The 25,371-nt window shown below is 44.6% G+C and carries 21 protein-coding genes; 4 read left to right on the top strand and 17 right to left on the bottom strand.

The features are described 5' to 3' along the window. Positions 1 to 12: 12 nt before the first annotated feature. Positions 13 to 354: an STAS domain-containing protein gene (locus DLM76_RS20030; RefSeq protein ID WP_000695903.1), complete on the bottom strand. Its 342-nt coding sequence runs from the start codon at positions 352 to 354 to the stop codon at positions 13 to 15. A gap of 166 nt (positions 355 to 520) precedes the next feature. On the opposite strand from DLM76_RS20030, the gene DLM76_RS20025 reads away from it, so the two are divergent. The 3 genes from DLM76_RS20025 (at position 521) to DLM76_RS20015 (ending at position 5,565) form a co-directional block, all read left to right on the top strand. Beyond that, positions 521 to 1,516 carry a glycosyltransferase family 2 protein gene (locus DLM76_RS20025; protein WP_118966341.1) on the top strand — a complete coding sequence of 332 codons (996 nt, stop codon included), beginning with the start codon at positions 521 to 523 and terminating at the stop codon, positions 1,514 to 1,516. A gap of 28 nt (positions 1,517 to 1,544) precedes the next feature. After that, entirely contained in the window at positions 1,545 to 3,434 is a 1,890-nt protein-coding gene (locus DLM76_RS20020; RefSeq protein WP_118966340.1) for a hypothetical protein, read from the top strand. 271 nt (positions 3,435 to 3,705) lie between these two features. Beyond that, positions 3,706 to 5,565, top strand: coding sequence for a sensor histidine kinase (locus tag DLM76_RS20015; protein WP_158586406.1), 1,860 nt, complete (start codon positions 3,706 to 3,708; stop codon positions 5,563 to 5,565). 52 nt (positions 5,566 to 5,617) lie between these two features. Here the strand turns inward: DLM76_RS20015 and DLM76_RS20010 are convergent, their stop codons facing one another. From DLM76_RS20010 to lptE, 13 genes are all read right to left on the bottom strand, one after another. Then, positions 5,618 to 6,454 (bottom strand): sterol desaturase family protein, encoded by an 837-nt coding sequence (locus tag DLM76_RS20010; RefSeq protein WP_118966338.1) that lies wholly within the window; start codon positions 6,452 to 6,454, stop codon positions 5,618 to 5,620. A 63-nt stretch (positions 6,455 to 6,517) separates the two neighbouring features. Further along, positions 6,518 to 7,618, bottom strand: a complete 1,101-nt coding sequence (locus DLM76_RS20005) for an AraC family transcriptional regulator (protein WP_118957700.1) — start codon at positions 7,616 to 7,618, stop codon at positions 6,518 to 6,520. After that, positions 7,611 to 8,390 (bottom strand): Rossmann-fold NAD(P)-binding domain-containing protein, encoded by a 780-nt coding sequence (locus DLM76_RS20000; protein ID WP_118957699.1) that lies wholly within the window; start codon positions 8,388 to 8,390, stop codon positions 7,611 to 7,613. The genes DLM76_RS20005 and DLM76_RS20000 overlap by 8 nt, the downstream gene beginning before the upstream one ends. After that, complete coding sequence (purB, locus tag DLM76_RS19995; protein WP_118966337.1) at positions 8,391 to 9,692, bottom strand: adenylosuccinate lyase; 1,302 nt, start codon at positions 9,690 to 9,692, stop codon at positions 8,391 to 8,393. 229 nt (positions 9,693 to 9,921) lie between these two features. Continuing rightward, entirely contained in the window at positions 9,922 to 10,989 is a 1,068-nt protein-coding gene (locus tag DLM76_RS19990; RefSeq protein ID WP_118966336.1) for a hypothetical protein, read from the bottom strand. 10 nt (positions 10,990 to 10,999) lie between these two features. Next, on the bottom strand, positions 11,000 to 12,808 hold the full coding sequence (locus DLM76_RS19985) for an extracellular solute-binding protein (protein ID WP_118957696.1): 1,809 nt from the start codon (positions 12,806 to 12,808) through the stop codon (positions 11,000 to 11,002). Positions 12,809 to 12,820: 12 nt separating this feature from the next. Further along, positions 12,821 to 14,845: a RelA/SpoT family protein gene (locus DLM76_RS19980; RefSeq protein WP_118957695.1), complete on the bottom strand. Its 2,025-nt coding sequence runs from the start codon at positions 14,843 to 14,845 to the stop codon at positions 12,821 to 12,823. 3 nt (positions 14,846 to 14,848) lie between these two features. Further along, entirely contained in the window at positions 14,849 to 15,724 is an 876-nt protein-coding gene (gene nadC / locus DLM76_RS19975) for a carboxylating nicotinate-nucleotide diphosphorylase (protein ID WP_118957694.1), read from the bottom strand. Between the two features lie 356 nt (positions 15,725 to 16,080). After that, a complete protein-coding gene (locus DLM76_RS19970; RefSeq protein ID WP_118966335.1) occupies positions 16,081 to 17,721 on the bottom strand; it encodes a lipoprotein LipL71 in 1,641 nt (546 codons plus the stop codon). 47 nt (positions 17,722 to 17,768) lie between these two features. Continuing rightward, positions 17,769 to 18,104: an STAS domain-containing protein gene (locus DLM76_RS19965; RefSeq protein WP_002745051.1), complete on the bottom strand. Its 336-nt coding sequence runs from the start codon at positions 18,102 to 18,104 to the stop codon at positions 17,769 to 17,771. A 70-nt stretch (positions 18,105 to 18,174) separates the two neighbouring features. Beyond that, a complete protein-coding gene (gene tgt, locus DLM76_RS19960; RefSeq protein ID WP_118957692.1) occupies positions 18,175 to 19,299 on the bottom strand; it encodes a tRNA guanosine(34) transglycosylase Tgt in 1,125 nt (374 codons plus the stop codon). Then, positions 19,296 to 19,778 carry a Fur family transcriptional regulator gene (locus DLM76_RS19955; protein WP_002996754.1) on the bottom strand — a complete coding sequence of 161 codons (483 nt, stop codon included), beginning with the start codon at positions 19,776 to 19,778 and terminating at the stop codon, positions 19,296 to 19,298. Before DLM76_RS19955 ends, tgt begins: the two co-directional genes overlap by 4 nt. Positions 19,779 to 19,809: 31 nt before the next feature. Continuing rightward, positions 19,810 to 20,370: an LPS assembly lipoprotein LptE gene (gene lptE / locus DLM76_RS19950; protein ID WP_118966334.1), complete on the bottom strand. Its 561-nt coding sequence runs from the start codon at positions 20,368 to 20,370 to the stop codon at positions 19,810 to 19,812. A 103-nt stretch (positions 20,371 to 20,473) separates the two neighbouring features. Between lptE and DLM76_RS19945 the strand changes: the two genes are divergently transcribed. Continuing rightward, complete coding sequence (locus DLM76_RS19945; protein ID WP_118966333.1) at positions 20,474 to 22,228, top strand: M23 family metallopeptidase; 1,755 nt, start codon at positions 20,474 to 20,476, stop codon at positions 22,226 to 22,228. A gap of 106 nt (positions 22,229 to 22,334) precedes the next feature. Here the strand turns inward: DLM76_RS19945 and lsa26 are convergent, their stop codons facing one another. The 3 genes from lsa26 to DLM76_RS22190 form a co-directional block, all read right to left on the bottom strand. After that, positions 22,335 to 23,075 (bottom strand): surface adhesion protein Lsa26, encoded by a 741-nt coding sequence (gene lsa26, locus DLM76_RS19940; RefSeq protein WP_118957689.1) that lies wholly within the window; start codon positions 23,073 to 23,075, stop codon positions 22,335 to 22,337. Positions 23,076 to 23,259: 184 nt separating this feature from the next. Continuing rightward, positions 23,260 to 23,784 carry a DUF1564 family protein gene (locus DLM76_RS19935; RefSeq protein WP_118966332.1) on the bottom strand — a complete coding sequence of 175 codons (525 nt, stop codon included), beginning with the start codon at positions 23,782 to 23,784 and terminating at the stop codon, positions 23,260 to 23,262. A gap of 252 nt (positions 23,785 to 24,036) precedes the next feature. Next, a complete protein-coding gene (locus DLM76_RS22190) occupies positions 24,037 to 24,621 on the bottom strand; it encodes a DUF1564 family protein (protein ID WP_118966331.1) in 585 nt (194 codons plus the stop codon). Between the last annotated feature and the right edge of the window lie 750 nt (positions 24,622 to 25,371).

Genomic DNA, 25,371 nt, shown 5'->3' with positions numbered 1-25,371 from the left:
CTTCTGAACGAATCAGTATTCGAAAGATTCAAGAGCCTCTTCCAGAGTCTTATAAATTTCAAAGATGCTGGCGAGTTTTGTAATCTCCATTAAGTTCTCGATATCGGAATTCAAGTTCGTAAAAACCATTCTTCCTTTTAAGCCGTCGATATGTTTGTATATATTCAAAAACATACCGAGTCCGGCGGAGTTAATAAAGGGAACTTTTTTCAAATCGATGATAAATTTCGGAACGTCACCTTTGGAAATGTACTCTTCGATTTTCTGACCTAACTCGAACTCATTTCCCGCTTTTATCGGCCCTTCAATCTTGATGATGTGGACGTCGTTTTTAGTGGTGACTTTGATTTTCATAACCCTGACTTGGATATTGGATGCAAGTATAGTTTAATTTCCTGGCAATTTGTAAAGAGAATTTTTCGGCAGAGCACCAAAAATCCGGTCAAAAACCAGTCGCTTTGAAACGAGGGAATAATTCTGGACAAAAAGCCGACTCCTACGATTCTTACGGGTATATCTTATGGCCGAAAGACCTCCTCTCCTTTCCGTAATCATTCCCATCTACAACGAAGAAAAAACCATTCCCGAACTCACGAGAAGGCTGGGCATTCTGCAAAACCGATTAGCCTCCGAACATTCTTTCAAAAAAGACGATCTTGAAATTCTTTTCGTAAACGACGGTTCGAGAGACGGAAGCTTCGACGTATTGAAAAAATTCTGCGGATCGACGAACGGTTATAAACTCGTAAATCTTTCCAGAAATTACGGACATCAAACCGCGATCACCGCCGGAATCGACACGGCGCTCGGCGACGCGGTCGTCGTGATGGACGGAGATCTGCAGGATCCGCCCGAATTCGTGAGCGACCTCTACGGAAAACTTCAAGAAGGATACGACGTAGTCTACGCGAAACGAAAAAAAAGGCCGGGCGAATCCTGGTTCAAACTTTTTACGGCCCACGTATTTTATAGAATTCTAAAGAAGATCACTCGGTTCGACATTCCGATCGACACGGGGGATTTTAGAATCATGAGCCGAAGAGTGACGAACGTTCTCTGCACGATGCGGGAACAACACCGTTATATCCGCGGCTTGATTTCCTGGATCGGTTTCAAACAGACCGGTCTCGAATACGAAAGAGAGGAACGTTTCGAAGGAGTCACGAAATTCTCCGTAGGAAAGATGCTTAAATTCGCGTTAGACGGAATCACTTCCTTTTCCTCGGCTCCTCTCAAACTAGCTTCGTATCTCGGCTTTTTCACGGCGTTCGGCGGAGCGATTTATGCGTTATTCGTCATCTATCTGAGAATTTTCACTTCCGAGACGATCACCGGCTGGAGTTCGATGATGATCGTCGTGCTCATCTTAGGCGGAACCCAACTTTTGGCGCTCGGGATGATCGGAGAATACTTAAGCAGGGTCAACGACGAATCGAAAAACAGACCCTTGTATGTGATCGAAAACGTGTATTCCAGCGTTTCCCCAAAACGGAAATCGATCCAAAAGAAATCCTAAAACGCGGGAGTTCGCTCCGGAGAAGAATATGAAACAAGATAAATTCAAGTTCCTGGGCATCCTTCTGTGTGTCGTTTCCCTCGGACTCGCGTTTTATATGGGTTTCCGCAATTGGGAAATTTTTATCCGCACCTGCACTCTCAAGGATCTTTTGACCTGGGATGAAAACATCCGTCTCAACGTGGTTCTGGATCAATACCAGGACTTTCGGGATTTCAAACTCTGGAGGGCCTTCTTTCCGTTTTTAGAATCCCCGACCTGGCCTCCGTTACGCTCTCTTCTTTCGCTGCTTCTTCTTTTGACTCCGGGAGACATGCCGATCACTTGGAAGGATTCCTTTCTCGGTCTCGTATTTTACGTTCTTTGTTTTCCCACGATTCTCTATGTCGTTTATCAAATCACGGGTTCGTTTTTAAAAGCAGGTCTGACCGCGATCCTAACCCTGGCTTTGACGTTGCATACGACCGAGGCTCCGTCCTACAGCCTTTCGTCGATGCTCGAAACGCAGGGAATGTTTTTTCTTTTATGGACGTATTATACTCTTTATAAGATTTATTTTCATACGGAAGAGAACGTCTTTCTTACCGAGTTCGCCAAAAAGGATAGAATGGAATGGTCCGTTTTTCTTTCCTTATTCGGCTTGTTCTTCACGAAATATCCGTATGGACTTCTTCTTTTTATCGCGATCTTCATCTACGAGGTCGCTTCCAAACCCAAAGAATATTCCGAAATTCTAAAGTTTTCTTTGACGCAGAGATACAAAGGTTTGCGGAGAATTTTCGTCATTCTCGTCGTTTTGCTGGTGTTATCGCTTCCAATATTGCGCGTCGTGACGAATCTGAATCTGGATCAGAGACAGTTCAAACTCATCATCTACTATTGCACCGTTTTGTTGTTCATCGACTTCAACTTATTCTTATATTCGCAAAGGGAGAAGTGGAAACAAATCGCTCCTTCCTCCATCCGGGTTTTATACGCCTACGCGATCGCGCCTTCTCTCGCTTGGATCTTCGCCAACCCGGACCGCGTCATGAGTCTCATCAACGCGCAGATGATCGTAAACGAATACGTGAAGAGTTTTATCTTCGCGTTGTTTTCTTCCCCTACTACGACAAGCCCCGTCAGTCACGTATTCCAGGAACCTTGGATCTTCCGTATCTTTTTCTTCGGAGTGATCGCGCTCATTCTTTGGTTTTTTAAATCGAGAATTCGGGAAGGCAAGAAAGGCTTCCTTGCCTCGGCCGTGCAGACGCTACGGGATCCTTTAGTCGCGGTAACGTGTATTCTATTTTTACAATATATCATCATCGATGCGACCACCGGCAACAAACAGCTCAGACACGTGTTCCCTCCGTTGCCTGCGTTGTTCACCGTCTTTGCTCTTTGGATCTTTCGCTTTATCGAAGACAAGTCCAAACCGATTTCCTACGCCGCGGCGGGACTCGGAATGGTCGTGTTCGTTTTGAGCGGAAGTCTTTATGTGCGGGAAGGCGGCCTCTTGCGGGCCAGCTTTGAGAAGGTTCAGTATTTCTGCCTGAAAGGATTTCAGGCGGATCTATTTCAACCGGCGCGCGACTTAACGGCGAAGATTTCTCCGGAAGGAAAATACATCGTATTCAACGGATTTCACGAGGATTTCAACTTCGACAAAAAAGGAAGATTGATCGCTTCGGAAATCGATCTTCTGATGAGGATGAAAACCTTCTCGAAAGGAAAATATAGAAACGATTCCAGACACAAATGGAAGTCTTGGGAAGAATTCTCCGCGGCGCTTGTCATCGCGCCTACTTGCGGACAAAAGGAATTGATGGATAAGTTTGCGATTCGCGCGGCTGCAGTGGGCAAAAGCACGACTCTCAAAAAGGAATACAAACATCCTTCGGGAAATTATTGCCTCCGAGAATACTCGATTCAATAAATTTCAATTTATAATTCTGCACGGCCGAAAGAACGAGATCGTTTTGGAAAGAAAATGAATTGCGCGAAAGCTGAAGTCCGGTTTAACCTGACCTCAGTTTTAAGCCGATATGCAATCGTCGTGGATCTTTCCTTCCATTCTTTTTTCCTTAACGACGGTCGTTATCCTCAATCTTGTTTATTTATTTCTGTATTGGTCCGAAAGACATAAATTCCTTCTCTTTTGGCTTCTTTCCTGGTTTTTTCAACTACTGTTCCTTTTCGGCAATCTTATGAGATCGATTTTCGGACCGACCGAATGGATTTCGATTCTTACGCATACGGCCGACGTTACGAGAGCGTTCTTTCTGCTCTCGGGCGCCTTTCTCTTTACAAAAAGGGAATTCCCTAAATGGATCTATACACCGCTTTTGATCGGCGTTGTCTGGGTCTTTCTGGAAGAAATTTATTTCCAAGGTTCCGATCTCGCGTCGGCCCCGATTTATTTTCTGGTCGGAGGCGCGCACATTTATTCGGGGATCATTCTTTTAAAACTTCCTTCCACGCGGTATAAGGGAGGAAAGATCGGAGGATGGAGTTTTATTCTCTGGGGAATTCACATTTTGGATTATCCTTTTTTGAGACCGATCGAAGAATTCGCGATCGTGGGCTTTTTTCTCGGCGGACTCTTTCGAATGATGAGCGCGCTTTCGATCCTTATCATTTATTTCGAATGGTCTAAGGAAGCCGAAAACAGATTGGATTCACTTTACAAAAAGATCATAGACACTTCTCAAGAAGGAATTTGGATTCTGGACAAAGACGGAAACACCACCTTTGCGAACAATAAAATCGGCGAACTCTACGGTATAGCGCCGGAAACGATGCTCGGTCGAAACGTCTTGGATATCGTGGAAGAAGACCGGAGAAAGTCCGTGGCGGAACGGCTCGAGGAGCGGAAGAAAGGAATCGCCGAGATTTCCGAATACAACTTCGTCAATCATAAAGGAGAGCAGAAATACGCGATCGCATCCGCCAATCCTCTTTACGACGATCACGGAAACTACGACGGGGCCCTCGCAATGATCGTGGACATCACTTCCCTCAAGTTGGTGGAGCAAAAACTGAGAGAAAGCGAAAGACAGATTTCCACGATCATCAGCAATATTTCCGGAATCGTATATCGGTGTAAAAACGATCCTCCGCGGTGGACGATGGATTACATCAGCGAAGGCTGTCTTCAACTTACGGGATATTCTCCGGAGGATTTCGTCGGAAAGAAAACATTAGATTTCGGTGATATTATCTTGGAGGAGGATCGAGCGGAGGTCGAATCGGGGGTTCTTCATTCGGTCGAATCGAAAACACCGTATCAAATCACCTATCGAATCCGAAAAAAAGACGGTAAAATCCAATGGTGTTTCGAACAAGGAATCGGAATTTTTTCACCGGACGGACAATTGCAAGGATTGGAGGGAGTGATCATCGATTATTCACTTCCGAAACAAGCAGAGGAACTGATCAGCAATTCGCTCAAGGAAAAGGAACTTTTATTACGCGAAATCCATCACCGCGTAAAGAATTATATGCAGGTGTTATCGAGTCTCATCGGATTACAATCGGAGTATTCCTCCGATCCGAGCGCGCGCAAGGTTTTGGAGGACAGTCAAAATCGAATCGCTTCGATGGCGATGATTCACGAAACGTTATATTCGAAAAGCGTGGAGAGTCAGACATTTCTTCCCGATTACATCCGAAAACTGATCTCGAATCTGATGCATTTTTTCGGATACGACGAGGCGGAATTGCAGACGACCCTCTATTGCGATTCCATCGTTCTCAATCAATCGATTTTGATCCCGCTCGGATTGATCTTGAACGAACTCATCACAAACTCGATGAAGCACGCATTCCCGAAGATCCGCGGACTGAAAAAACTCACTGTAAGTTTCAAATTGGACGAACGCGGTTATTCCCGTCTCGAAGTAAGCGACAACGGTCCCGGAAAGTTTCCCAATTCACAACCGAAAAAGGATTCTTTAGGGACGGAACTCGTTCAACTTCTTACGTATCAGCTCAAAGGAACTCTGGAAGAATCGAAAACCTCCGAAGGATTCACCACGATCATCACCTTTCCGCCGAATCAAAAATAAACGGAAGTCCGATCAATCGCACTCCCGGAAAATGTTAAGCGGAGTCGAACGCTTATGCCGCCGCCGTGTCCGCGGAATCCACTTTTTCTAAGCTTCGGTTCTCCCGTTTTTCGGGAACCCTCGATGCGACTTCCTCGAACGTGTTCCGGTATTGTTCGTGATTGGTTCCCATGATCTTATCCCAAACGTTGAAATACAGGGAATAGTTGCAGTTGAAGTATTTATGATGCATGTTGTGGTGCGTGGTCGTATTGTGCCAGTTCGTAAACTTGCTTCTTAAAAACCAGGAAGGAAAGAGTTCGTAGGAAAGATGCCCCAGGACGTTAAAAGAAGTCATGTAGATAAAAAATACGATGATCGCTCCTTGGTGCAAAGGTAGAATCATCGCCGCGAGAGGAATAATCCCCGATTCGATCACCGCTTCCAGAGGATGAAACGAAAACGATGCCCAAGGGGAAGGGTTCGTGGATTTATGATGCACAAGGTGGACGTGTTTGAACAGAAGTTGGTTGTGCATCAGGCGATGCGTCCAATAAAAATACGTATCGTGCAGAAGGATCAACGCGAATATGCTGAAAATCAAATATGCCGTTCCGTAATCGGAAACCTTATCGTAAATCAGGTTGTATCCGTTCGCTTGAGCCCAAGCGGTATATACTCCAGACAACGCAAAGACAAAGAACGTAAGAAGCGAATACTTGACTTCGTGAAGGATTCTTTCCCGCTCCGGAGTTTTTCCCTGAATGAGTTTATGAGAAAGACGTTTGCTCAGGAAAACCCAGACGATCAAGAAAGCGGTTCCCGCAAAGAGCAAATAACGGATCAACAAAGTTCCCCAGACGATTCCGAAAAAGCCGGAGTAACCCACCTTCGAAAGCAATTCTTCCATTCTTCAACCCCCGCATCCGTACGATTTGACTCTCGGATTCGATCTCATTATGAACGTAAAGATCTATTTAAGCTTGCTTTTTTCAAAATCGTTGAGGTTTATTTTCGGTTCGGCCCGGTTTTTTCGATATTCGGTGGGCGTCAAAGAAGTCAGTTCCTTAAAGGCTCTATTGAAAGGTCCCAAGGATTGATACCCGAGATCCATCGCGATCCGAATCACCGGAATCTCGTCCTTTTCGGAATCGAGAAGAATCTCGCAGGCTTCCTGAATTCTATATCGGTTTAAAAAATCGTTAAAATTGCGAAACCCTAGATTTCCGTTGATGAGTCTTCTCAGTTTGTATTCATGAACCTGAAGTTCTTCGGCGAGACTTCGAATCGTCAGACCTTCGGAGCGATACATCTTTTCTTTTTCAAACGCATCGATGAGTTTCTTTTGTAGGACCGGATCGACCGCGGGCGCTTTTTCCTCTTCGGCGGCTCCTTCCCTTTTTTGAATCAGACCTTCTTTCAAATCGAACATCAAAAATTGAAACGCAAGGATCAAACCCCAAGCAAGAAGTCCGTTTAACAAATCCAGGATTTCGGATACTTCTTTTCCGCGTAAAAAAAGATGCGAGAAGATGTTGATCGCGATGACCGTTCCCGAGATGAGAATGTGGATTTGTCGAAGGGTTCTCCTCGATTCTACAAGGTCGTCCTTTCTTCCAATATACGTTTGTATGATCGCGGCCAATACGAAACCGAGGGAGAATATCGACGGCAAAAGAATTCTAGATAGAATTCTTTCGGATTCAACCGGACCTCGCAGCGAGATTTGTCCGAGTTCGGGATAAGTCGCGACCGCGGATAGGATCAGCTTGCCTATCAGCAAAAACCAAAACCATGTTTTGATCTCGAAATGATCGTCGAACGCCGCTAAGGTGATGAGCCAATAAAAAAACGGAAGAGCCAACACGATTAGAAAGAGTAGATTACGAACGAGAAAGGGAATCTGAATGTGAACGTCTAAGTTTAGAATCAAATACGAAACGATCGTAAGAATAAAACAAACCGCGATTCTTCCCCGAAGATCATACCAGTAACGGGAAACGAAAAAAATCAAAAGGGAAATCAATCCGCCGATGGAAAAGAAATGGAGAATATTCGTAATTTCGCTAATCACTGATCCCTTCCAGATTTTCCAATTCTGCCCAAAAGTCTTTTCTTTGTAAATCAGGAAGCAGATTCGAAATCAGTTCGCTGTCGATAAAACAATCCTCTCTTTCCGATTCTCGGATCGGAGCTTCTGCGATCTTTCCGTGTCCTTCCAAAAAGGAAAATATTTCTTTCCAAGTGTGCCACTGATTGTCCGAAAGATTGAGAATCTTCGGAATCCTATCCCATCCTTCCGTTTGAATCTTGGAAATCAAAAGGGAAACGGTTTCTGCGATATCGTCTCCGTGGATTAGATTGAGTTGTCTGGAACTTTTGGTTACAAGTCCCTTGCGAATCCAATCGGCGGGATTGCGGCCCGGTCCGTAGATTCCACACAACCGGAGAATCTTTCCGCCGCGCGATAGCCATTCCTCTTCCGCAGCAAATCGCTCGTGATCGGGAATCAACGGAGTCGTTTCGATGATATCGGGAACTCTTGCGTAAATACTCGTCGTTCCCAGAAGGATTCTCCGTTCGGTTACGGAATCCATAAGACCCAGGAAAGCGCTTCGATCGGAAAGTTTTTGAATCGGAAACGTAACGATACAAAGATCGATGGATTGTTTCGGAAACTGCGCTTCGAACTCGCGCAGGGAAGAAGCATTCGAAAAATCGAATATTCTCGTTCCTGCAATTTGGGTTTTCGCCGAAAACGTCTCGAGTTCGATTCCGGCAACGGAGCGCAACTTCTCCGAAATGCGGACTCCCGTATACCCTAACCCGAAAACGCCTACCCGCATCTATTCCAGGCCCAAACGCTTGTAGATCAGTCCGACTTTTTCGAGATACGGCTCGATCTTAAAGATATCGTCCAGATCCTTTTGCGAGAGAACCTTGTTGACCCGAACGTCCTTTTCCAGTCTCGTCTTTAGGGTTTCGGATTGATTCGCCCAAACCGCCATCGCGTGTTCTTGAACGATCAGATACGCGTCTTCCCGTACGATCTTCCCTTTTTCGATCAACGCAAGAAGTACCTTTTGAGAAAAGATCAGACCGCGTGTTACGCCTAACGTTCTTTCGATCGCATCGGGATATACGTGAAGATTTTTGATTACAAAGAGCATCTTATCCAGAATATATTCCAGACCGATCGTGGAATCCGGCAGAACGACCCGTTCCGCGGAAGAATGGGAAATATCCCTTTCGTGCCAAAGAGCGACGTCCTGCAGACCTACGTTTACGTTCGCGCGGATCACTCTGGAAAGACCGGAGATTCTTTCACAGATCACGGGATTTCTTTTGTGAGGCATCGCGGAAGAGCCTTTCTGTCCCGCGGAAAAAGGTTCTTCCACTTCTCTTCCTTCCGTTTTTTGCAAAAGACGGATCTCGGTCGCCATACGATCGAGAGAAGAAGCGGTTACTCCTAGAACGGAAAGATAAAACGCGTGACGATCTCTCGAGACGACTTGAGTCGCGATCGGGTCCACGCGAAGTCCCATCTTTTCGCAGACATAGGCTTCGATTTCGGGATCTATATTGGAATACGTTCCCACCGCGCCGGAAAGTTTACCCACCGCGATTTCGTCGCGCGCGTCTGCCATTCTCTTTCTATTTCGGTTTAATTCTTCAAAAAATAATGCGAACTTGAGTCCGAGCGTCATCGGCTCTGCGTGGATTCCGTGCGATCTTCCGATGCAGGGAAGATCCCTGTATTGAATCGCCTTCTCGCGGACCGCCGCGATCAAAGCGTCCGTTTTTTTCAGAATCAGATCCATTGCCTGAACCATCTGAACGCAAAGAGCGGTGTCGCCGATGTCCGAGGAAGTCAATCCGTAGTGAACGTGTCTTCCCGCGGGTCCGATGTATGAGTTCATGTTCGTTAAGAACGCGATGACGTCGTGATGAACCTTACTCTCGATTTCGAGAATTTCATCCACCTTGAACTTCGCTTTCGATTTGATTTCCTGAAAATCCTCGGGAGGAACTTCTCCGCGTTTCATGCGGATCTCGCACGCGAGAATTTCTATTTCTTTCCAAATTTCAAACTTGTTCTCTAATTCCCAGATTTTGGAAATTTCCGGATTGGAATAACGATCGATCATTTCTAACGGTCCCTTTTTGGAATTTGAATCCTAATCCACTCTTCCACGGAAGGCCTTTCTGTAAAAAGAAAAATGGACCGACAAAACGCCTTTGTCGTGCAGGCCGGATGAATCTCCGTGGGACGGGAAAGTGGACGGAACTCCGGCCAAGAAAGAATAAAAAAGATCGGCATTGCAATCGATAGGCTGCCGTACGATCGAAAGTGGACGGTCTTCCGTCCACTTTTCCTCAACCGAGCTCGAAAGAACGGACGAATTCCCGGATCGTGTTGATATGATCGATCTCCGGCGAAGGATTCTCCTTGCTCGGTTCGTAGAGATGTTCGTCAAAAACGTGATAATCGAAAATCTTCAGAGAAAAATCGGGAAAGGTGATGATGATGTTTTCGGAATGGATATCGAAGATCAGCTTCTCTTCGTCCGCGAGGTATTTCGTCACTTCGATCACGCGGTGGAAATCCAAGGCGATCTTTTTCAGCTTTGAACGGCTGATGACTCCGAACTTATGCGTATCGAAGTTCAATTTCCATTTCGGAAAGAATGCGTCCTGAAACGGATTCTGTCTCACCTTCTCGTTCAAGCGGATGAACTCTTTTAAATGTTTTCCGGGAAGAAGGTTCTGATTGTCGCAAGGAGTCAACGTGAAGATCGGAATTCCGAACGGAGTCGTTCTGGCTCTAAGCCCCATAAAATAACGAGTGGGTAACACGAGATCCGGAATGAGCGATTTTAATTTCCAGTAGTGCAAACGTTCCAAACCCAAACGCGCAAACTTAAAGTGAATGTCTTCCTTTGCCGATCTAGTCCATGTTTTGGATTTCAAAAAATCCATGAGTTGAATCTCTTCGGGTTTGAGATAACGATCCAGATTCTTCTTCACGTGTTTGTATAAGGAACCGAAAATCGGGTCGGAGGGAAGTTTGGACTTTCCGATCTTTACGACCTGATTCCAAGGAAGCGCATAAACGAACTTATACGAACCGCGACCGATGTATTTTTCGGCGGAGAGGGGCATAAAGTTGTCCAGATATTCGCGGTCGTATCGATGCGTTATGCGAAACAGATGGGAAACGGGAAAAAATTTTTCGTATGTCTTTCGGACAAAGCCGGATTCGCGCAAACGATAATCGACCGGCAAATCTTCGATCGGAATTTCCGGTTTGGTTTTTTCCGGATCGTAGAAGAGTTCCTTATCGAGCCCCTTTTCCAGAAGCTCGATAAAGTTGGGAATCTTAGGAGAACTTAAAAAATCGCGTATGACGACGCCTAATTCTCCGAGTCGATTCCGTTTATTCATAATTTTGAATCTACTGAAAGTAGACTTTCTCCGGTATGGAAGGTAGTTTTTCCTTTTTCAGGATCGCTTCGTTCAATTTGGAGGATTGCGCCTCGTCCAACCACCAAAGAGAAGACGCTTCCTTTTCGCTTCCGTATTTTCCGAGAGGGTTTTTCGGAGACTTGAAGCGGTTCCAATACATGATTCTTGTCGCGCTTGTGTTCCATAAAAGAACGTAGGGAACTTCCGCGGTTAAGATCTTATCGATCTTTCTGAGAATTTCATTTCGTTTCGGAATGTTGAACTCGGTTCTTTGCTGTTCCACGAGCTTATCCACTTCCGCGTTTTTAAAACCGGAAAGATTCGGCTGTCCCTTTTCTTCCGCGTATTTGGAATACCACATCGCTTCCGGATCTTTGAATACTCCGCCTCCCCAAGCGGCCCAGGTCATATCGAAGTCGTATTTATCCATGCGAGAACTCCATTCCGCAAGGTCCGTCGCCTCCAAGCTGATGACGATTCCGACTTCTTTGGCTCTTTCCTGAATGAGCGTAAGATACTTCTCCGCTTTTTTATCTCTTTCTAATATGCTAAAGCGAAATTCCTTTCCGTCCTTTTCCAGAATTCCTTTCGAATTCGTTTTCCATCCCGCTTGCGCGAGCAGTTCTCTCGCTTTCTTTACGTCGAATTCGATCGGAGGATTCGGGGAAGAATTTGCGGGCCACAAATCCTGGTAGAATGCGTTCGTGGGTTCGTACTCGTTGTACGCGAGTTTTTCGATGAGAAGATTTCGATCCACGAGATGAGCGAACGCCTTGCGAACTCTCACATCCGAAAAAATTTCCCGTCTCATGTTAAAAACCAAACCTTGAAATCCGATCGGTTTGGAGTTGTAGATTTTCTGCTTGAGAATATAATTCTCGTCGAACTTCTCCCCAACCGCGTCTTTGACCCAAAAAGAAGCCGTATACGTAGGATAGATATCTATATCACCTTTTTTGAATGCTTGAAACGCGATCGGCTCCTCGTTATAAACCTTGAAAAGGATCGTATCGAAGTTATCTACGCCTTTGTAAAACGGATACGCGCGCATCCAATAATCGCCCCGTCTGCGCATCTTCACGTAACGGCCTTTCTTTGCGGAAAGCATAGAATACGGCCCTGAAACCACGGGAAAATCGAAATTCTCCTTATCGAAGTTTCTGCCTTGATAATAATGCGAAGGAAGAATGTAGAGGGAATTCGCGATCGTATTAAAGTTCGACCAATGAATTTCCTTTTGTGTGAATTCGATTTCCCGTTCGCTCAGAACGACCGGTTTTTCAAAACGGGAAAGATCGATTCGGAAAACCGCAGTGTTATTGTTCTTATCCATCAACGTTTCGTAAGTGAATAAGACGTCGTTCGCGGTGATCGGTTTTCCGTCCGACCAAACCGCGTTCGCGTCAATGGTGAACGTGAACTTCCTTTTATCGGGAGAAATCTTCCAAGAAGAAGCGAGATGCGGAATCGGTTCGAGCGTCAACGGGTGGTAGTCGAGAAGAGGTTCGAACATCAATCCGAAGATATGAGCCGTGGTCGAAAACTGATCCAGATAATAGTTCAGAGATTTCGGAAACTGATGACTGTAGATCCGAAAGGTTCCGCCTTTTTTCGCATCGGGAGAAACGATCGGATTGTGGCCGCGCAATGCGACCGGAATCGAATCCGGATTCCCCTTCCAAGGAAGCGTTTCCACGACCACGGAGGTTTCGGATTCTTCCTTTTCCCCGCAACCGATAAATGCGGATGCGAACACGAACAAAGATATGCAAAAAACGGAATATGATAGTTTCTTCAAGAAGTTACCTCTTTAATTCTTAATCCTATGGGCTTGATATACGTCCGGTATTTGTTTGAGATTGCTCAGAATCTCCTTGAGTTGATCCAAGTGTTCCACGTCCACTTCGAAACTTGCGACCAAGTTTCCTCTTTGATCGGTGGTCGCCTTGGATTCTCGGATATTGGTCTGCGTATTGGAAATCGACTTTACGATTTCCATAAAGATTCCCTGTCTATCCCTCGACTTCACTTCGATCAACACGGGAATGGATTCACTTTGACCGTAATCCCATTCGACCGTGATGACGCGCATGGATTCTTCCTGTTCCTGCTGTTTGGCGGTTGCGCAGCCTTTTTTATGAATACTCACGCCTCTTCCGCGCGTTACAAATCCGATGATCTCGTCTCCAGGCAAAGGAGAACAACAACCGGAAAGACGAACCGGAATTCCTCGAAGACCCGCGACGATGACTTTGCCCGCACCGAGATCGATTTGTTTAGCCGGTTTTGCGGAAGGTTTCTTTTTGAGTTCTTCAAGAACCTCGGCATTCAGAGTAATCTCGGCGGCAAACTCCGCTTCTTGTTGCAGATCTTTTTTGGTCTCTTCTCTGAGTCTTCGGAAATAAGCCCGGAGTTTTTGTCTTGCGGACGGAGTTCTTACGATCCGAAGCCAAATGGGAGAAGGTTTCGTTCTTTTATCGGTGATGATTTCGATCTGATCTCCGGAACGGATTTCCGTTCGGAGCGGAAGCATTCTTCCGTTGATTCTTCCGCCCTTCGCTTTTAAACCGACATCGGTATGAATTCGAAACGCAAAGTCGAGAATGGTCGCACCTTTCGGTAACTGAAGAATCTCGCCTTTCGGTGTGAAGACGAATACCTCGTCCTCGTGCAGATCGTATTTGAGTTCTTCCACGAATTCTTTCGGATCCAGCGCGGAATCCTGCCAAGAGCTGAGAAGTTCGAGCCACTTCACTTTTACGCTTTTGCCCGAAGAGGAAGGTTTGCTCTCCTTATACATCCAGTGCGCGGCGATTCCGTATTCGGCGATATCGTTCATCTCCCGCGTGCGGATCTGAACTTCGAGCGGTTTCCCGTCCGGTCCGATCACTGTAGTGTGAAGGGATTGATACATATTCGTCTTCGGAGTCGCGATGTAATCCTTAAAACGCCCGGGCACGGGATTCCAAAGTGTATGCACGATTCCTAATACACCGTAACAGTCCTTGACTTCGTTCGCTATGATTCGGATCGCCCTTAAGTCGAAGATTTCGTTGAAGGTTTTTTCCTTCAGCTTCATCTTGCGGTAGATCGAATAGAAGTGTTTGGCTCGACCGTCCACGTCGGCTTCGATCTGAATTTCGGAAAGTCTTTGGAGAAGAATGATCTTGAGGGTTTCGATAAACCCTTCGCGCTCCGATTTCTTGGAGTTGATGTTCTTCTTTACTTCCTGATATTCTTCAGGATTGAGAATCTGAAACGCAAGGTCTTCCAGTTCCGATTTTATTTTATAAATTCCTAATCTACCCGCGATCGGCGCGTATAAGGAAAGGGTTTCCTGAGCGATTCTTCTTTGTTTTTCCGGAGGTTGAAAGGAAAGAGTCCGCATGTTGTGCGTCTTATCCGCCAGCTTGATAAGAATGACGCGGATATCCTTGATCGTCGCGACGATGATCTTTCTGATATTCTCCGCCGCCTCGGTTTCCTTGGATTGACTTTTGATTTTGGAGATTTTAGTTACGCCTTCGACGAGATCGGTGATGTCTTCCCCGAAATCGCGGATCATATCGTCTCGGGAATATTCCGTGTCTTCAATTACGTCGTGAAGAAGTCCGGCGCAGATTACCTTCTCGTCCAAACCGAGTTCGAATAGGATAAAACCGACTTGAAGAGGGTGAACGATATACGGTTCGCCGGAAAGACGAAACTGTCCTTGGTGCGCACGCTCGGACACGTCATACGCCTTTTGAACCGATTCGTAAGCGTGATCTCCGAGAGTTTCGCGAACCCCTTCGAGAAGCATGTCTTTGGTTGCAGGAGCTTTCACAAATCCCATAACTCAATGTTGCTCGATGTCCAAACCGAGGTCCAGAAAACGAGTCGTGTGCGTTAGATATCCCATACTAACACCCGCGCCGGAAAATTCCGAGAGTGCTTCCAATTTTTCGGGCGTAATTCCGCCTGAAAATTCGATCTGAATATTCGGGGCTTTCTGTTTGAGAATCGAATAGGCGACCTTCGTATCTTCCAAGGAAAAATTATCCAATAATACGACGTCCGCACCCGAGCCGATCACATCGTCGAGCTGGGAAATGGAATCGATTTCCACTTCCACCAGTCTTCCGGGAAAACGCGTTTTGATCTTTCCGACCGGTTCGTGAGAAGAAGAATACATCGCAAGATGGTTGTCCTTGATCATCGCCATTTCGGAAAGATTGAGTCGATGATTGCTTCCGCCTCCGCAATAAACCGCATACTTCGCAAGTTTGCGGTAACCGGGGAGAGTTTTGCGCGTATCGAGAATCATAAGTCCGTTGCGTCCGTATTTTTGGACGACTTCTCCGGTTCGAGTGGAAATGCCGGAAAGATATTGCAGAAAGTTTAATAAAATTCTTTCCACCCGGAGAATCTGAACCAGACTTCCGTGGATTTTCAGAAGGGTTTCTCCCTTTTGAAAACTTTCGGAATCCTTTTTGAAAAGTTCCGACCGGATTTTGTCTCCGGAAAGGACATTCAAAACTTCTAATACTCCTGTTCCGCAGAGAATTCCTGGTTCTCTTGCGTTCAGGCTTGCGGTCGCTTTTTGATCGGGCGAAAAAAGGGATACCGAAGTGATATCCTCGTCGGGACAATCCTCTTCCCATGCAAGTGTTACCAAAGTTTGGTAGTCCTGATAACTGACCGAGGAAATCGGCTGGGTATAAGCGCGTTTCATTTTACTTCAAAAGAAAGTTTTACAATCGGAAAGCGGTAATCAAGTGAATTTCAGCTGGATTCGAAAATATACGACTGTCGTAGATTTCTATGCCGGAGTTCCGTCCAAAATTTCCGTTGTTGAGCCGGATTCTTTTGTAAATGGCGAAACGGACGGTCTTCCGTCCACAAACGATCGAGTTTCAAAGGAGCAGCGCTGACTTCGGTCTTCTCTTGAGTTCAGCGAAAACCAAAATCGACATTGAAGCGTTTTTGATTTGAATCTAAATGGAATATTTTGGACGGAACTCCGCCCCAAAAACAAAAAAGGCCCGGTTTTTCAACCAAGCCTTCCCTTCACAAAAATCGGATTTTAGACTACTGTAGATTTTCCGGATTTTCTTCTTCTCCGTTTTCTTCCTCAGTAGGTTGTTCTTCCGTCCCTGTAGCCGTATCGTCTGCCGCAGGTGGAGGAGTTGCCTCGGTTTTCTTTTTGTTATCCGGTTCACCAGATTCTGATTCTTCAGAAGCAGCCGGCTTTTGGTTTTGCTCGATCGCTTCTACTTCTTCCGCAGTCGGCTTCTTCTTTTTGGAAGGTTCCGCCTTATGAAATTTAGTAGGTCCTTTTTTAGGAGGAATCAACAATACCTGTTTCGGATAAATCAAATTTGGATTTTTAATCTTGTTGCGATTCGCCTCGTAGATTCTTCTCCAAAGTTTAGCCGTTCCGTAATGTCTCTTATCTTTGGAAATTCTCCAGAGACAATCGGCAGGAACCTTCTTGCGAACCACATAACGTTTCCAACCTTCCGGCAAACCGTCTTCTCCGACTTTCGTAGAAGAATGCTTATCAGTCGAGGTTTGATCCTTAACCGTGTTCTTAGAATCGTTTCCTGTTTTCGTATCGCGGCCCGCAACCTGATCGCCGGTTGTTTTTCTTTCCATTCTCTCAGCCAATTCTGTGGATTGGTCTACGACAATTCTGGAAAGACGGATCGCTTCTTCGGAGCGTGCGATCGAATCCTCGTATTTTTCGGAAGAATATAAATCTTCCGCGGACACTCTGGATTCTTCCGCTGCTTTCAGATTTTCTTCGGCTCTTTGGTAAGAAACTTGGAAATCACGAGAAGCATTTACTTTATTCTTATCAAAAGATGCAAGTTTTGTGGTCGCAGTTGCTACGCTTTGTTTCGCGAGTTCTTTTTGTTTTTCTGCGTAAGCCTTGATATTCTTTGCGACGAGTTCGCCGGATTTTTTGCGGATATCATCGATCTCAGCGTAACCTTCTTTGATTTTGCCTTCTTCGATTTTATATTTCGCACCGTCTAAACGACTTTTCGTTTCTGCGACTTCCGGATCTTTTCCTTCAGCGTATTTATCCGCATCGTTCAGATTTTTTTCGATATCGGCAAGAGAATCGATCAATTGTTGTTTTTGAGAAAGCGCTAATACCTTGGATTCGTCCGCGGATTTTTTGGAATCGGCGTATTTCTGGCGAGAAGCCTCATACTGATCGAAAGCGGCCAGTCTGGTTCTCAGTTTTGCATCGTCACCGGATTCTCTTGGATACGATTCGAGAGTGCGATCCGCAGTTTCACGCAGTGTGTCCCCTTCTTTGCGAAGTTGAACTGCAGCATTATAAGGCTCGGAAGCAAGTTGAGAAGCGAACGCTTCGTCGGCAGAATCGATTGATGAAGTTGACTCTTTACGAGCGTCATCCACGGAAGATGGAAAGGATTTCTCGGATGCATCCAGAGCTTTTGCTCTTGCGTATTCCGCGGATTTTTTAGTTTCCGCGAGATCTTCTTCCGAAGCCTTTTGGTGTGCATTCAGCAAACTCTTGCGAGCTTCTTCCAATTCTCCCGGAGCGTATTTTTCGGCCCCTGCCGCTTTCGCTCTCGTGATGGAGTTTTTCGCGTCGCTCAACTCCTGGATGGGAAGTTCGGCTCCACAGGCAATGAGAAAACCTGCGAGTAAGATTATAAAAGAAGAAAATATTTTTCTTTGGGTTGATTTCATTGCGGCACCAGGTTTCAGAAAAGGTAGGATAAAATTATAATCCGATCTTACTTAAAGGCAGAGACTGCTTCTGCCTCATTATCAAAAATCTCAAAGAAAGAAGTCAGCTTGGTGAGCTCGAAAACTTTTCTAACGGATCCGGAGACGTTGATAATTTTAAGTCCACCCTGATATTTCTTCAGGTTGGAAAGGCTGGAAATCAATGCACCAATACCAGACGAGTCAATGTAGGAAACTTTTTCCAGATTGATAATGGTATAATATTTTTGTTCCTCGATGAGTTTAGCGATTACATCTTTAATCTCTGGGGCATTGTAGAGATCGATCTCTCCGTTTATGTCCAGAATCACAATGTTCCCGCTTTCTCTTCTGGTTATTTCCATAAATAATCAGCAACTCCTTTCTGTCTCTTTCCGGCCAGCTCTACTAAAGGAAAGGCGATTCTGTAAATAGTCAACCGGAAAATTCAGGCTTTTCGTACAAATTTTTCCATCTGGCATAAGTTTCTAAAAATTCACCCGCTTGAATGGACTTTCTTATCTCCGCAAGAAAACTTTTCATGAAATATAAATTATGATACGTCGAAAGTGAGAATGCGGTGATCTCTCCGACGTGATGTAAGTGTCGAATGTACCCGATGCTGTATCTCTTGCACACCTTACACCCGCAATTCGGATCCATCGGAGCGTCGGAATTCTTCCACTTCTCATTTCTCAAATTAATTTTTCCGAGCGATGTGAAAACTTGACCGTTTCTTGCGTTCCGAGTCGGAAGAACGCAGTCAAACATATCGACTCCATTCTTCACTCCGTCCAAAATATCGGGTACGGTCCCCACTCCCATCAGATACAAAGGACGATTTCGATCCGTATACTTTGAAATCCCTTCCAAAATTCGGATGAAATCCTTGCGCGGCTCTCCTACCGAAAGTCCGCCGATCGCAACTCCGTCAAACGGCAGTGAGGTGATCGCCTGCAGACTTTCTAAACGGAAGTCGAGATCGATGCCTCCTTGAAAGATTCCGAAAAGATGCTGAGAATTCTTCCTCTTTTCCCAATATTCCACGGACATTTCCGCCCATCGATGCGTCCGATCCAAGGATTGCCTGAGTCGTTCCGGGCTGGAATCGAAAGGAGCGCAGTCGTCCAGGACCATCATGATGTCCGAGCCGATGCTGCGTTGTATGTCGATGACGGAACTCGGCGTGAAATAGTGACGGCTTCCGTCGATATGCGATTGAAAACGAACGCCGTCCTGTTCGTATTTAAAGAGAGAATTCAGACTGAAGACCTGATATCCTCCGCTGTCGGTGAGTAATGCTTTTTTCCAAGTGGAGAATTTCTTCAGTCCTCCGAACTTGTCGAGAACGTCCGTGCCGGGTCGGAGGTAGAGATGATACGTATTCCCTAATATTAAAGAATACTCAAGTTCTTCGAGGTCGTCCATCGTGAGAGTTTTGACGACGCCTCTGGTCCCCACCGGCATAAATACCGGCGTTTCCAGTTCCACTCCGTTTAAGTTGAGAATTCCGGTTCTGGCTCGAGTCTTTGAATCTTCGGAAAGTGTTTTAAAAATCATCTACCGGAAGAATGCTCGTTGCAGGTTCCGTAGATGTTCAAGCTGTGGCCCGTTATCTTAAAACCGTTGTCCTTTGCGGCTTGCTCTTGAAGCTGTTCGATTCTTTCGTCCACGAACTCCACGATTTTTCCGCAAACCGTGCAGATGATATGATCGTGATGTTTATGCCCGATGATATGCTCGTAATACTTGTAATCTTTTCCGAAGTTGTGTTCTTGCAGAAGTCCCGCCGAAACCATGATGGAGAGAATTCTATAGATGGTCGCTTTAGAAATCTGATCTCTCTGGTCCTTGAATTCCTCCAAAAGTCCTTCCGCTGTGAAGTGATTGTGAAGAGAGAAAATTCTTTCCGCGACCAGCATTCTCTGGTTGGTGATTTTCAATCCCTCTTTCTGGAGATATTCCGAAAAGGTCTGCATTTCCATGCGGACCGCGGGTTCCGTTTTGTTTAGAATGGCTTCTTGTTTTTCTCGATTCATAGGAGATTACTCAAGGGGCGGGTCAAGATTATCAGGGATCGATCTTTCCGGCAATAGAAAAATACCAAGCTCTTTCCATCTCCTCGGCGATTCGAATCGCCATGATTTTTAACAGTCGGGCCTGAGCCTGATTTTCACTCTCTCTAAATCCGACTTGATCGGAGAAGATAATTCTAACCGGAATTTCTTCCCTTTCCAATGTTATTTTTTGTCCTCCGGCCTTCTGGAGTTCCAGCCGAACGATGACCAACATCTCCCTGGAGATGGATTGTCCTCCCTGATCCAAAAGATTTCCGACAAGCTGATAGTGAACGACTTCTCCGTAAAGACGGTAGGCCGCAATCGACTTCTCCCGGGTCTGTATGAATCTGCCCCTCGCGTCGATCTCGGATCGAACAAGTTCCGTCAAAAGAGTTTGAATTCCCATTCCGTAGGAATTGTTCCGAAAGTTTTGGACATAGAGCCGACGCTGGTCGTCCGGAATCGGAACTCCGTCGATCTTAGGCGGATTTCTCGGTTCTCTTGTAAAATAAGTGCAGTGAACGAGCGAGAGAAGGAGCGTGAAGAAGATCGCCAGTCGGACATTGGACATAGTTAGAAGGATCTTTTGTGGACGGAACTCCGTGCAAGGAGAATTTTCCGGAGGCTCTTTTCGACTTTACAAATTTCGATTTTGACCGCAGCTTTTGCGGAAGATGAAAAGATTCTCCGCACGTTCCATTCCTACTTTATTGTTATTCGTTTTAATATTTCCGTGGAGCGGATTGTGGACGGAAGACCGTCCGGAATTACAATTATTTCCGGAACTGCAAGGAAAACTACGTTTTCCTATGGAGATCCAGACACCTATTTCCGGTTCGTTCGCTGAATACAGAACGCATCACCTCCACATGGGAGCCGATTTTAAAACGTTTCACTTGAACGGTCTTCCGGCCATCGCCCCTTTTGATGGAGTCGTAGAATCAGTATCGGAGTCGCCGAACGGTTATGGGCTTAATCTGATGGTTCGTTCTCCGTCGGGACTTCGAGCAAAATTCGCGCACTTGTTCAGCTTAGAAGGAGCAAAAAGAGAATTAGAACACCTTAGGCAAGCATTGCATCTTCTCAGCGACGGAATCTTTTCTATAAAATTTTTAGATCACAAATATTCCATAAAACAAGGACAGGCAATCGCGAGAATTGGAGAATCAGGAACCGGCGTTCCACATTTGCATTTCGAACTTCATGGAAACGGAGATACGTTCAATCCTCTCGCTTATCTCAAGATGAATGATCGGGACGGAACTCCACCCGAATTACTCGTCCTCTACATTGATTCTTCCGACGGACAAAAATTCAGACTCCCTCTCGTAAAAAAGGAAGAAGGAATCTACGAATTAAACGAACCGACTCCTTTGAAAATCGGCGGTGAAGTCCGAATCAAGTTAGGCGCCTTTGATCGGATGAATTCTCGAAATAAAAACAATCTCTATTTCGCAAAACTTTTATCCGAAGGGAGAATTCTCTACGAACGAAAATTTGAGAAAATGAGTTACGCCGAGGCCAGAGATCATCAATCAATCTATGATTCGAATCGATCCTCTTTGAATCCACCCGTATACGTTTACAATCTTTTTCCGACATTAAAATCCAGCTTCGACCTCAAGGAATATCCCGAGGGTCAGGAAGTCCAGTTCGAGATCATTGCAGGTGATAAAGAAGAGAATCAGTCTTCTCTCAAGATTAAAATTTTCAATTCCGGATTTAAAGGACATCCGGAAAAAGCGGCTGCTACGGAATATTCTTCTCCTGACGGTCGCTTTTCTCTAAAAACTCCCAAGGGAAATACATTCGGAAAGGGCAATATTCTTTTTGAAAAGGCCGGAGTTCCGTCCGAAAAAGGATTACCGGAAGGATTAACCTTAAAAAGCGAACTGATCGAAATTGAATCCACAGGAATCAGCTGGTCAGGGGAGGCAAAATTTTTATGGAAAGGGAAACGACTAACAAAGTCCGAGAATTTATATTTATTCGAAGAAGCGACCAAGCGTTGGGTCATTTTAAAAACGTCCTCTGAAGGAGGGGGAATTCAGGCAATTCTAAATAAAATCGGTATCGTTGGAGTCTTAGAAGATCGTTCAAAGCCGAAAATCGATCACCCCTATTTAATCTCCCGTCATCGATTCACGCCGGAGGTCCGTCCACAAAGCTTCATCGAAAGAATGTATTCCGTCTCAGACATCGGTTCCGGTTATGCTGGCGGAGCGGAAATTCTTTTAGATGGAGAAACATTTCCTTATGAGTTTGAAGCGGATCGAAAAATGATTCTCGTCAAAATTCCGAAATCGTTTTCGAAGTTTAAAAGAAAGCTGCTACTTCAGGCGAGAATTAAAGATAGAGCCGGAAATCTTTCGGATTGGTTAACGGATCTTATCGATCTAGAAAAATCTTCGAGCGGTGATAATGGATGACTCGATTTTTTCCTAATAATGAATACACTCAACAATTCTAATTGTGCAGAAATTAAAAAGGGACGGTCTTCCGTCCCTTTTTCTAAAAACTTCGACCGAATCCGGATTACTTTTTCGTTTCCGTATAAACTCCGCCGGCAGGGGCTTTATAATTGATTTCGAAAACGTCGTAATCCGACTTTCTCCAGCCGGTTGCAAACGCTACAGAAATTCCGATATAATACTTCGTTCCGTATTTCATCGTATTCCAAGCAAATTTAGCAATTTCTTCGTTGGTAACTGAAAAAGGATGAACCTTACCGCGAACCTCGTCTAAATACAGACCTTCATACGTTCCGATTGCGGTTCCTTGATAATCCAGCTGAAGAATTCTCCCCGTAACTGAGAAATTTCTTTTTGATCCGGATTTATCTCCGATCATCTTATCGACCGCTTCTTTCGGAATAACAGCGACTTGCCTCTGCGCGGCGACCACTTCAAAATCGGTAGACAGAGCGACCGGTTCAAATCTATGAATCCGATATTGAACCAAAATTTCCTGATTTAAGTTGTTACTCAAAAAGTTAACGACTTCACCGTTTTCGGGGCGAACGGAGAATTCTACTTTTTCTTTCAAAGGAGCAAAGCATTCGTCTTTTGCCGCTTCGCATTTTTCGGATTTATCATAGGTCGTAAATTCCAGAAGCCCTTCGTAAGAATCGAAAATCAATCCGCGGCTCTCAAATTGAATGAGCTTTACAACGGCCCAACCTTCCGAATAAGTCCCTGCCGCAAATACGGAAGAAGAAAAGAATATGGATGCGATAGAGAAAAATAAAACGGTGATTCTTCTTAAATTTTTAAACATTATACACTCCGAGATTTTCTTAAATTCTAAGATTCGAACACTGTAAGATCAGAATCTTCATTTTCAAGAAATATTTAACTGATTTTCGAAATTAGATTCTCGAAAGATAAAAAACGTTCCTCTGGTAAATAGAATTCTAAAATATAGAAAATCGTTGTAAGAAAGGAAAGACCTAAGCTATAACTTAGGTCCCCGTCTTTTTCAAAGAATTCATAATCGGCAGTGGCGGCGTTTGAATGACTTCTAACTCGAAATTCCTCGCGTATGCGGAATTAGGAGGAAGATCCGATTCAAGCAAACGCACAAACATCCGACACATTGATACGTTGTAGAGAGAAGCGAGTCTTTTGAGTTCATTCCAATCTTCTTCGAAAGGCCGAAACGGAAATCGAATCAACTCAAGTCTTTGTTTTTGATATCCGACCCGATCCCGAACATTCTGTTTTTGAACCGGCACTATTAGCGGTCTTTTATATACGCACTGATTTAACAGCAATCGCAAGGATCCACCCGCATCTTGAATTCGTTTAGAAACGTACGGAACTAGTTCCTTGGGAATATTCAGGTCCGATGGAGAACCCAGTTTTTTCATGTTTTGCCTCGAGTCCAAGGCAAAATCGATCTTACGCTTTGTCTGTTCTCTTCCAGAACGATTTGGTTTCAGGAGACGCAAATGTCTTACTCCCTGTTGCGGTTTATTTTTGTTCATACCGCTGACGGTTCCAATGATCGTTCTGCCGAGTTCGATTTTTGAAGAAAAAATTTACCGCCTTCTATTTTTTTATTTTTCTCCTATAAAAAAATAACCATTATATATATTATAATATTTTGATTTTCTATTTTAGAATATTTTTATTAGTATTTATCCTTTTGGGCAATATTTTCCCCTGAATACGACGTTTTTGGCCGGAACTCCGGCCCAAAACAGCCTGTTCACGGAGACTTGGTAAAACTTGTCATTTTATGCGGACGACTTTCGTGCGATCGGATGAAAAGTTTTTAGACCGGATGCGATCGAAAAAAGTAGCAGCTTTCGATTGGGAAGAAGGCGTTGCAAAAGGGAAATTGCGGATTTTTCTAATCGTTTATTTCCAATTTTCGCGCCAAGGGTCGTGAATAGATATTCAGGTGCTGTTTTGTCCATATCTAACAATATGACAAAGAAATGACAGATAGATATCCCGTAATATCGGGCCAATAATCTCAATTCGGCCCAATCAGAAGCCTCCGGTCTCAGCGAAAATCGAACTAAATCAAGATTTGCCTTCTGATAACAGGTTTTTTCTGTCCGAGAGGGCTCCAAGAAAGAAGCCAATCGATCGCGATTGTTATTCAAAAGCAAGGTCAATACTCTTTTCAATGACCCGTACTTTACGATTTTCTGCTTTAGGTTGGCAATTTTTCGTTTGGGGATCCAAAGATCTGAAGATGATTCACGCTTAGTGAAAATCAGTTTCGTTGTCTTATTCGAATTCCTATTGATCTTCGATTCGCTCTTCAAACGTCGAATATGAGTCAGAGTTTTTTGGGTGTTTAGATCTTTCATTATCTAAGCTGTTCCAGGAACTCTGCTTGAGGGTTTAAAAATCCTAAAAATTTCTGATGAATTTAGAAATCTTTTCTTTTTAACCGGTCTTACGGCCAATTTAAATATTTTACGTTAAAAACTAAACGGATTAAATTATCAGGAACTTTTCCCGTTCTACTCTTCGTAAACGCTTTCATAGCGTTTGAAAGTATATCAATGATTCAGCTCTTCGCAGAAAATAGACATCCACTATTTGGAGTCGGACAATTGCGCCATTCTGTTATATAAAATTAAAGACTGTAATGAGGATTGATTATCGCTTAATGAAAGCTTTTAATTTTTTTCTCTTAAAAGCGGGAAACGAAAATACTTATCAAAAATAAATCCCCTCTGTTCCAATCTCAAGGAATATTAGATTTGTTTTCTGCGAATATTTCTCTTTCCTTGGCTGTAAGACCTTCCGTCTTCCGTCTCCAAACGCAAAAAAGCCAGACTTGCTTGCCTGGCTTTTTTGCGATCTGTCCGTAAGACCGACTTCATTGTTTTACGGCCTCTTTCTTGAAATAAAAAAGGCCAAGAGACTAACTCTTGACCTTACATTTAGTTCCGGATATCCGGATTGATTGTATTCCTTAACAAAATATAAACTGCGATGAGAGAAATGTAAGCGTTTGTCTAAATTGAAATCTTCTTAGATTTCTTCCTGGCGTTGTTGCCATTAGCAAGGCCTTGAGTGTCCTCAAGGCTTTCGTAATATGGTCAAGCCTC

Source organism: Leptospira yasudae, assembly GCF_003545925.1.
GTDB classification, from domain to species: Bacteria; Spirochaetota; Leptospiria; order Leptospirales; family Leptospiraceae; genus Leptospira; species Leptospira yasudae.
This window is presented reverse-complemented; position numbering and strand designations above follow the sequence as displayed.